The 8,759-nt window shown below is 32.7% G+C and carries 9 protein-coding genes; 2 read left to right on the top strand and 7 right to left on the bottom strand.

The genetic code is table 11. From position 1 onward, the window contains the following. The 7 genes from J0H12_03450 to J0H12_03420 form a co-directional block, all read right to left on the bottom strand. A partial coding sequence (locus tag J0H12_03450; protein ID MBN9412967.1) for a hypothetical protein occupies positions 1-2,297 on the bottom strand: 2,297 nt, incomplete at its 3' end. Between the two features lie 73 nt (positions 2,298-2,370). Continuing rightward, positions 2,371-5,025: a TIGR04141 family sporadically distributed protein gene (locus J0H12_03445; GenBank protein ID MBN9412966.1), complete on the bottom strand. Its 2,655-nt coding sequence runs from the start codon at positions 5,023-5,025 to the stop codon at positions 2,371-2,373. Between the two features lie 367 nt (positions 5,026-5,392). Then, positions 5,393-5,557, bottom strand: a complete 165-nt coding sequence (locus tag J0H12_03440; protein ID MBN9412965.1) for a hypothetical protein — start codon at positions 5,555-5,557, stop codon at positions 5,393-5,395. After that, the gene (locus J0H12_03435) at positions 5,529-6,236 is read right to left on the bottom strand and encodes a hypothetical protein (GenBank protein ID MBN9412964.1); all 708 of its coding nucleotides are present in this window, start codon (positions 6,234-6,236) and stop codon (positions 5,529-5,531) included. The genes J0H12_03440 and J0H12_03435 overlap by 29 nt, the downstream gene beginning before the upstream one ends. Further along, positions 6,188-6,457 carry a hypothetical protein gene (locus J0H12_03430; protein ID MBN9412963.1) on the bottom strand — a complete coding sequence of 90 codons (270 nt, stop codon included), beginning with the start codon at positions 6,455-6,457 and terminating at the stop codon, positions 6,188-6,190. The genes J0H12_03435 and J0H12_03430 overlap by 49 nt, the downstream gene beginning before the upstream one ends. A gap of 361 nt (positions 6,458-6,818) precedes the next feature. Continuing rightward, on the bottom strand, positions 6,819-7,247 hold the full coding sequence (locus tag J0H12_03425; GenBank protein ID MBN9412962.1) for a type II toxin-antitoxin system VapC family toxin: 429 nt from the start codon (positions 7,245-7,247) through the stop codon (positions 6,819-6,821). A gap of 54 nt (positions 7,248-7,301) precedes the next feature. Continuing rightward, complete coding sequence (locus J0H12_03420; GenBank protein MBN9412961.1) at positions 7,302-7,460, bottom strand: type II toxin-antitoxin system Phd/YefM family antitoxin; 159 nt, start codon at positions 7,458-7,460, stop codon at positions 7,302-7,304. Positions 7,461-7,536: 76 nt separating this feature from the next. On the opposite strand from J0H12_03420, the gene J0H12_03415 reads away from it, so the two are divergent. After that, positions 7,537-7,917, top strand: a complete 381-nt coding sequence (locus J0H12_03415) for a helix-turn-helix transcriptional regulator (protein ID MBN9412960.1) — start codon at positions 7,537-7,539, stop codon at positions 7,915-7,917. Next, positions 7,880-8,752 (top strand): SRPBCC domain-containing protein, encoded by an 873-nt coding sequence (locus J0H12_03410; GenBank protein ID MBN9412959.1) that lies wholly within the window; start codon positions 7,880-7,882, stop codon positions 8,750-8,752. The genes J0H12_03415 and J0H12_03410 overlap by 38 nt, the downstream gene beginning before the upstream one ends. Positions 8,753-8,759 lie beyond the last annotated feature (7 nt).

The following is an 8,759-nucleotide window of genomic DNA, read 5'->3' as shown; positions in this document are numbered from 1 at the left end:
ATGAACCCTAAATAATGACGGATCATTGTTAAATGATGCTCTACTGAAAGTGCAATATTTTGAACTTTAAAGAATATTCCTCTGCTATCTGAAGCACCTCCTAATACATCATGAATCATCTTCAGAAATTTTAAAATCTCTTCACTCGTAATAACAGAATTTTGAATAATTGTTCTTACATCATCAGTGCTTTTATCTTTTTCTTTTTTAGTTTGTTCATTATTTTTTGGTTTTCTTATTTTTTCCCATTTATCCTGCCATATTTTTATAATTTCTGGATCTATAATGCCTATTTCTTGTAATTTAGCTTCAAGATATTTAAAGGTAGTAGCATCATTAAAAACAGTACCTCCTCGATCATCTTTTTCAGTTAATTTCTTTAAAGAATATCTTACTTCTTCGCTTGTTAAAATTTTAATACCATCTAATGTCTTTAGTAACTCTTTTGATTTTTCTTCATGTTCTTCTTCTTTATTGCCTAAAAACCCATTAATTTTTATAGCCTTATATGCTTCTTTTAATTTTTTCTTTGTCGTTTTAGAAAGAGGTAAATTGTCGACATTTGCAGTAAATTCTTCTTGTTTGGTGTTCTCATCAATAGGCCGTTTTCTTTCAATGACTGCTTTCACTAATAATAGGCTATCTTTTGGATTTATATATAAATCAGCCGTATTTATTAATTCTTCTTTATCATCAATTGTAAGATAAAGAGGATAGAGCATAGACATAAGCTTATCCACGCCTCTTCCTTCAATGGGTTTTATGTTAGTTTGTGGCGTCTTATAAAAATTTTGCAATGAAGACAAATTTTTTGGAAAAGCATCAAGTGTATTCTTAGCAAAATCGAAAGTTTCACTAAAATCTTTGAGTATAAGTAAAACTATGCTTCTTTCTTCCTCTAAAGCCTTAACTAATCTTCTTTGAAATGAGAGCCCATGTTGGCCTGAATCACGTAGTCTTTTTAAATTATCCCAGAAATTTGAATTTAAGCTTGCAATAGTGGGCGAAAGATTTTTAGAGATTTCACCTAAAATATCCATAAGTCTTAAAATAACATGTATGGATGGAATGCACTTAAAATCAAAATTCTCAAAGGTTCTTATGATTTTATGTAAATATGCTGTATCTGCTCCATAATTGCTTAATAGTGATATAGATGGGAAAGAGGGGGTATCATCAGTTATTTCAATTGAGGCATCCTCTCCTAAAGCTTCTTTTATTTCTAATATTATAAATTTTTCTATACGATCTATAAAATATTCGGACTCTTCAACGATCATAGGTAAGGCTTCATGTAAAATCTGTCTATTTTGTGGTAAAAATAAAACATCTTTAAATATGGGAGAAGTTGCATGCACACTTACTAGCCCCAGATTTCTCAACATCATCCAAGGAACCAGTGCATGAGCCGAATGATTGCGATTTGAGAGAAGCTTTTTTTTCTTAGAAACAAAGCTTGATAAATCTAAAGTTTGGAATTTATATGGAACATTCTCATTTATACATAATAAACTATTTAATGTTGTAATTAATTCATCTTCTTCAGTCTTTGTATTAGGAGTTTTTAATTTCCTAATTTTTTCTATCATAGGAAGTGTTACTCGCAAATGTTCACTAATATCAAAATAACTTCGAAAAATTTTCAGATTCTTCAAATGCTGCCTGAAATTATCTATATTCTCTTGCATTGTGGCATTATTATTTTGTTGCATAATTTTGAGAATTTCATAAATAGATGAAAACATTAGAGGAGGAAGTCCTACAAATAACTCCTCATCATCGGGAACCCACTCAAAAAGCGGCCTGCTACATACTTTTAAATCTAACGACGGAGATATTTCTTGAATTATTTCGATAGCTTCAAATGCATCCCTTTCATCCTCGTGACTTAATCTGCTTTCCTCGTAAAGTATATAGCGGGCAACATGTTCAATAAAACAATTTCGAGTAAATAATAGTAAGTTTGAAGCAGGTATGGTGTTGATTAATACACTTATATAATTTTCTAGTTCATTTACCATATTATCAAAAATACTCAAATGATAACGGAGGTGATAAGATAGTCTTGATGATGATTCTATTTCCGATAAAAACTGTTGTGGTATATTAAATTTGAGTTTCAAAGTTTCAGTATTTGGAACAGTTTCTTCAAACGATACCTCATGATTATCATACAAAATGTGCTTGTTTTTCTGAGAAAGTTCATCATTAAAATGATTAAAAGATAAACTTGAAAAGCATTTAAATGAACATTCTAAGAATAAAATTAATGTTATAAATAATATTTTCCAATGCATTTTTTATATCCCCCTACATTTTCTAAATGTATTAAAAATTAGAGAAATCTACTTAAGTAGAAAATTTATATCGTCATTCATAATCCATTGTTGACTCTATACCTTCCATTTTAGATGTAGAAGAGAAATCAATTGAAGCTGAATCTTCTGGTTGAAGTAATTTTACTTCTGCCAAGGTAGAAAGGCTTGAAGATCCATGTTGAGACGTTAGCGGTAAATCTATAACAGGAGTTTCTTGCAATTTCATTTTCTTATATAACACTGGGGTTCCAAATTCAGAATTGTTGTCAATGTCTCCAGTTATGTCACTTACATCTAATTCATCGGTAGTTATTGAGCCTCTTTTACGTTTCTTAATAATTTTTGTGTTATCTTTTATAAATACAACTTCAAAATTAAACCCTTCTTTTTCGATAATTTTTCTAGTTTGATCTATTCCCCAAAGCCGTTGCTTATTAAATTTTGTAGTTTCAGATCCATCTTTTACGATAGCTTGTACAATTGTAATATTTTTCCGGTCTTTTTGGGAAAGAACCCCCTTATGCTTTTTAGCGAAGGATGGATGTTTTTCTAAAAAGGCTAACGCTTGTTCAAATAAACCTTTTATAAATTCAATATTTTCTGCTTTGATTTTTCCAGTTTTCTGCTCAGCATCGCTTATTATAGTGCCATGTAAAATCAGATCTTCTATAGCATCAAAACACCTAAATAATGCATCTTCATATGATTCAAAACGAGCTATTAACGGTTTTATAGTTATATCTTCTGCTATTTTCTTTATTAATTTCCTTACTCCTTTATTTACATTTAGGATCTTTTTATAAACCATACTATTGAATTCATCGGATTTCTCTTTTTTTGTTCTACTTTCTATTGAACCCAGAAATTCTTTTCTTATGTCCTTAAATTTATCTTTAAAAGTTGAACTCCAGGCCTGTTCTGTGTGTTTAACATTTTTAGGATTTTTAGGATCAGGGCTTGTTTTTATTGGGAGCTTAATATGCTCCTTGTAAAAATCTTGCAATATCCCCGTAATTAATAAGCCAGGTAAAATCCATCTATCTAGGTTTTGACCCAAAAATAAAGCACATCTCTCAGCTTGTGTGCGATGATGATCAAATTCTCTTGCATTCTCTCTTTTTACATGAATCAAATAATATTTTTTATCAGCACGTTGCATAAAAATATCTGAAAATTCAAATTGATTTCCTGTTCCTCCAAGTCGAGCATTTTCACGATCAAGCAGAATTGCTTCAGCAATTGGTTTGCCGGAACCTATTTGTGCCTTCATTGTTTCTATTATAGATTTATTATATGCTAATTCTTTATAATCTTTATTTTGAGTTTCACCTTGTTCAGTTATATCAATCTCATAATCTGGCAGAAATAAATCTTCTTGCTTAACTGTTATTGCATCGATTCTTTTACGAATTGCTCGAAATCTTGTAGATTGTATTCGATACCATGAACCTCGATCAAACCAATAAAAATCTTTGCCAGACTGAATAGGTAAGGAACGTATCAGTTGGAGCGGATTATATTTTTGACCTCCAATTACTATTGTGGTTAATGGATCCTTTCTAATTTTTGTTAAGATTGACGAAATATCACTTTCCCCTCTTGCACGAAACCAGAAAGACCAATGCAAGTACAACAATTGATCCTTATCGAAGTATTTCTTCCAATTATTCTTAAGCAAGGTATCAAGTTTAATTTTATTTTCACCTACAACGGGTTCGTCTAAAAAAGGTGTAAAATCCTTGTGAATAGCACTTTCTGAATAATGTTTATAAGCTTCTCTAGCAACTTCATACATAGATTGGCTATCATCAAACCCTTTTTGACCTTTGGTAGCTAAATGGAATTTCAAAAAATCGTCACCATCCAAAAGTGCATTGCCCCAATTTTTAACCGGCTTGAGTCTTACTTTTTCAAGGCCATCACTAGCTGGATCGATGTCAAAATCCCTAACTGCTCCTAAACCCTTTTGTTGTTTTCCACTACCTCTTATGGGTTTTGCTTGTCGGTGAGTTTCTGTAACAACTTCTTTAATGCTAGTAAGTTCATTATCTTTCTCTTCTAAAGTCGAAGCTACACCAATTGATGCTACTATTTTTAAGCCAAACCATGGAACTATGGTCGTGGTATTTAAAAGGGAAGGCCACGTTCCTAAAAGATAAGCTAACATTTTATTTGGTTCCCCTAATACCGGAAATAATAACATTGAAGCCCTATATTCAAGTTCTTCATCACTATCTTCCTCGGAACTAAAGGAGGATACGTCATCATCACTTTCGTTTTCGTAGATACTACTTTCAATGCTAGATGAAAATTCTCCCTCCTCTTCAATATCCTCTAGAACACCATTAACTCTATTAGAACTTTCTTCTGATAAAAGAGTTTTTGTTAAGAAAGCTGATCTCAATATAGGTTTTCTACAATTTACCTGAACTATGAAATGTTCTGGATAATCATCTGTTGCAGGAAAAGATTTACTCTCCATGGAACGTGTCTTTGTTGATTTTGTATTAATATGAACAAATGGTCGAACGGCTTCAGGAATTCTATCATCTTCTTCATTTTCACAGGTAACCAACGACTTATCCAAAAGAGCAAGTGTGTAAGACGTAGGAGTTTTATTTGTGCATTTATAATCACTTAATTTAAATTCTGTTGCTGAACAATTTATGGATAAAAGAAAAATAAAAAAACTATATATAAAATTCAAACCTTATTTCCCCTCTTAATTTTCTAACTTAGCTTCCTTTAAACTTTTAATTTTTTTGTTTTTTAGAATTTAACAAAAAATATTCATCAATATTTACAAGGGAAGTTATTAATATCCATGAGTAAAAATTACTTAGGTAGAATTCTGGTTACCTTCTTATTGTTATTCAAATTATTAATTCTTGATACCGAAAATATCTGAGATTTGTATCTTTAAAAAAACTTCTGGTAAATGGTGATTCGATAGCCTCGCAATAATCTCAAATAAAAGATTCCATCCTGCTATTTGAGAGAGGATTTCTTCTTCTGATATTTCTTCAGGAATTTGAATTGTTCTTTTAGAAAACTCTCTAGGAATTTTATACCAGTTAGAAGGCTGATGGATCCATTTTTAATGAACATCCTAAACCAACAATATGATGAAAAGCATCCATAATGATATCACCGCATGCTCGCACTATGGGATCTCGTATCCAGCCTTGATAAGATTGTGAATCTGGCATCTTATCCAAAATTAGGAGCATATCTTCCATCAGTAGAGTTCCCTGGCATGCGTGATCTTGCTTCTTGAGGAGAAAGATGAATGGTATCTAGTTGTGAGACATACCATAACTGTTGTGCCATCCTATGAATTTGACTGTCTTTATGAGCATCTTGAAAACTTTCACAAACAAGCTTGTAAAAATCTCTATTATATTGTTCTCGCGCGATAGTTTCCCAGAAATGGCGCAAACGATTGGGCTCAATTAATCCTGATTCATGAGACTTTTCTAAAATATATTGGCTAAGTTTTTTTGCTTTCTCACTATTCCACTTTTTCTCTTGATATTCTGACAACTCAAATGGACTTTTAAGATCTGAAAAATCAGGATCCAAATGTTTGATAAGGTCAAACATATAATAAGCTCCATCTTTGATAACTTGAAAACGTTGCGACTCGACACGCTTTTTAAGATTCCTGTATTGTTTTTGCACTTTGTCATAAGAATTATGTTTAGAATTATTTTTAAGCCATTGACTTAAGTGCTGAATTTCTCGGATATCACTTGGATTTATGTCTTTATTTAATGGATCTTCTGAAGAATTATTAGCAAAGATTTTTAAGTATTTTATAATTATATCTGAAAATTCTAAGGCGGCTTCAGTTAGAGTGGGAGTCCCGTTTATTTTTCCTCTAATTCTTTCTTGTAAGACTGGTATAAAGAAATCCAAAGCCCCATCCCGCGCAAATTCTTGAACAAATTTTGCACCAATCCCATAGATTCCATACAGGCTTTAACTTTACTAATCACCTGATCTTGCAGCCATTTTATTAAATCTATGAAGCCTTCAATATTATTAGAGATCTTATATTTTTTATAGTAAGTATTGAAGAGAAGAGTTATAGAAAGTTCTTTCTTAGAAACATCTATTCCTAATATAACTTCATCCATCTTTTTTCCCCTCTTATATACTGGATATGATTGTTTTAGTTTTTAGTTCGTCATGTGAATACAGAATAAGGCAGAATCCCTTTTCTTAAGATACTGTCCAGCTTTAGACCAATAGGAAGGGGGTTCTAATCAGAACCACAGTTTCAAGATCTCGTTGCAACTTCAGAGCCCCCGCTTCCATCCTATAAGGATTAGCTACTCTCCTTTAGGCTCTTCAGCAACATACATGTTGCAAATTTGAGTTAAGATTACAATTTAGGCAAAGAAACATGATTGTCTTTTTACGAAATATGTATGAATGCAGTTTAAAATAATTTTATTGGAATAATTTCTAATCTATTATTAAGTATTAAGGTACACATTATGCTTTTATACAGTGCAAATAGTCATCTTTTCCATAATCAATGATCTTTTGTTCTCTTGTAAGAAGAGGGATGCCAAGTACTCGAGCAGTTGCAACAATGAACCTATCAGCTGAATCCCCATGAAACCCGCCAGGAAGGGAAGCGCTCTCAACAGTAATTTCTGGAGTAAGTGGATATAATGTAATTCCTGGTGCTTCCAAGCTTCTTTTGATCCAAGTCAGGCACGGCTGATTTAATAATATTCTTTCTCGAGCATGGAGCATACTTATTTCCCAGAGAGAAATTGCGCTTATAGCAATTGAGCCATCAATAATGCTCGTTTCTATAATTTTTCTTGCTTCTAGTGAAAGCTCATTTTCATCGTTCATGAGCCATAGAAAGACATGAGTATCTAATATTAATTGTATATTAAGATGATTCTGCATCCCAACTTTCCTCCATTGAATTAATGATATCCTCTTTAACTTTTAGAGATTTTTTCATGTAACCAAAAAGAGAGGGGCCGTATCTGTATAAGGAACGAGCTTGGCAACAGGAATGCCGCGTTTAGTGATAATAATAGTTTCATGCTTTTGCTCGGTCAAGTCCATGAGCTTTAAGCACTTAGCTTTAAATTCGCCTGCACCGATGTGGAGCATTTTATTCTCCATGGTTATGTAGAAATATTCAACTAGATAGTTGACAAATGATTTCTTTTATATGATACTCAACCCCATGGTTGAATATAAAATGCAGTATTTGGATAATATTTTTCATGCTCTGGCTGATCCCACACGCCGCCAGCTATTACATTTCATGAGTAAAAGTTCTCTTTGTAATGTAACTCAATTAGCTGAGCCTTTTTCTATGTCATTAAATGCAATTTCTAAACACTTAAAGGTGCTAGAACATGCGGGCTTAATAAAACGACAGAAAAAAGGACGCATGCACTACTTGACATTTAACCAGCAACCACTTGAAGAAGCAGCTGAGCTGATTAATCAACTCAAACAACATTGGGAAGCAAGGCTTGATTCTTTAGAGAATTATTTTACATCTAAAAATCAGGAGAATAACCATGACTCAACAACCACTTGTTCTCAAAAGATTGATTAGTGCCACGTGTCAGGAAGTATTTGTTGCTTGGAGTAAGCCTGAAATTATGAAACAGTGGTTATTCCCTTTACGATCTGGCTGGAAAGCAACTGCAGTCAATGATTTTAAAGTAGGCGGGTACTATCAACAAGATATGATAGCCGAAGATGGTACTCTTTATTCTCACACGGGTATCTATAAAGAAATCATCCCCAATCAAAAAATTGTATTTACTTGGAATTCTGACAGTGTCAAGGATACCTTAGTGACTATTCAACTACGTGCAATCAATAACCAAACAGAGATTACCTTAACTCATGACCTACTGCCTAATGAAGAACAATATGAAAATCATCAGGGAGGATGGAAAGAGTGTATAAATCATTTAGAGCAATTTTTATTAAGAGAGAGTTATCATTGTACAGTAACTTATCAAGTCTCTCCAGAAAAGGTTTATCAATCTCTTACGAAAGCAGAAGGTCTCAAAAATTGGTGGACACAGGATTGCAAAATTAGCCTTGCAGAGATAGGTAGCAAATCTACCTTTCGTTTTGGGTCTACTTATAAAGCGATGGAAATTAAAGAATTGATCCCCAATGAAAAGATTGACTGGAAATGTGTTGAACATAGTTATTCAGATCAAAATTTTACGAAAAGTGATGAGTGGGTGGATACAGAAATTGTTTTCTATCTAACAAAAGGTTTAAACGGCAATACAACAGAATTGAATTTTATACATAAAGGATTAACCAAAGAACTGGAATGTTTTGATCTTTGCCAAAAAGGGTGGAACTACTTCCTCAAAGAGAGCTTAAAAGCCTATTTAGAGACAGGCAAAGGGAAGCCTTATTGCTAAAGGCTTC

Origin of the sequence: Candidatus Paracaedimonas acanthamoebae, from assembly GCA_017307065.1 — a bacterium.
Classification (GTDB): Bacteria; Pseudomonadota; Alphaproteobacteria; order Caedimonadales; family Caedimonadaceae; genus Paracaedimonas; species Paracaedimonas acanthamoebae_A.
Note: the sequence above shows the minus strand (reverse complement) of the source record. Positions and strands in the feature narration are given on the sequence as shown.

Bases quoted from the DNA above. Each gene is read 5' to 3' on its own strand.
- J0H12_03420 (MBN9412961.1), bottom strand. From the start codon at position 7,460: ATGCTCCACATCGGTGCAGGCGAATTTAAAGCTAAGTGCTTAAAGCTC.
- J0H12_03410 (MBN9412959.1), top strand. From the start codon at position 7,880: ATGACTCAACAACCACTTGTTCTCAAAAGATTGATTAGTGCCACGTGT.
- J0H12_03430 (MBN9412963.1), bottom strand. From the start codon at position 6,457: ATGGATGAAGTTATATTAGGAATAGATGTTTCTAAGAAAGAACTTTCT.
- J0H12_03415 (MBN9412960.1), top strand. From the start codon at position 7,537: ATGGTTGAATATAAAATGCAGTATTTGGATAATATTTTTCATGCTCTG.
- J0H12_03425 (MBN9412962.1), bottom strand. From the start codon at position 7,247: ATGCAGAATCATCTTAATATACAATTAATATTAGATACTCATGTCTTT.
- J0H12_03440 (MBN9412965.1), bottom strand. From the start codon at position 5,557: ATGGAAGATATGCTCCTAATTTTGGATAAGATGCCAGATTCACAATCT.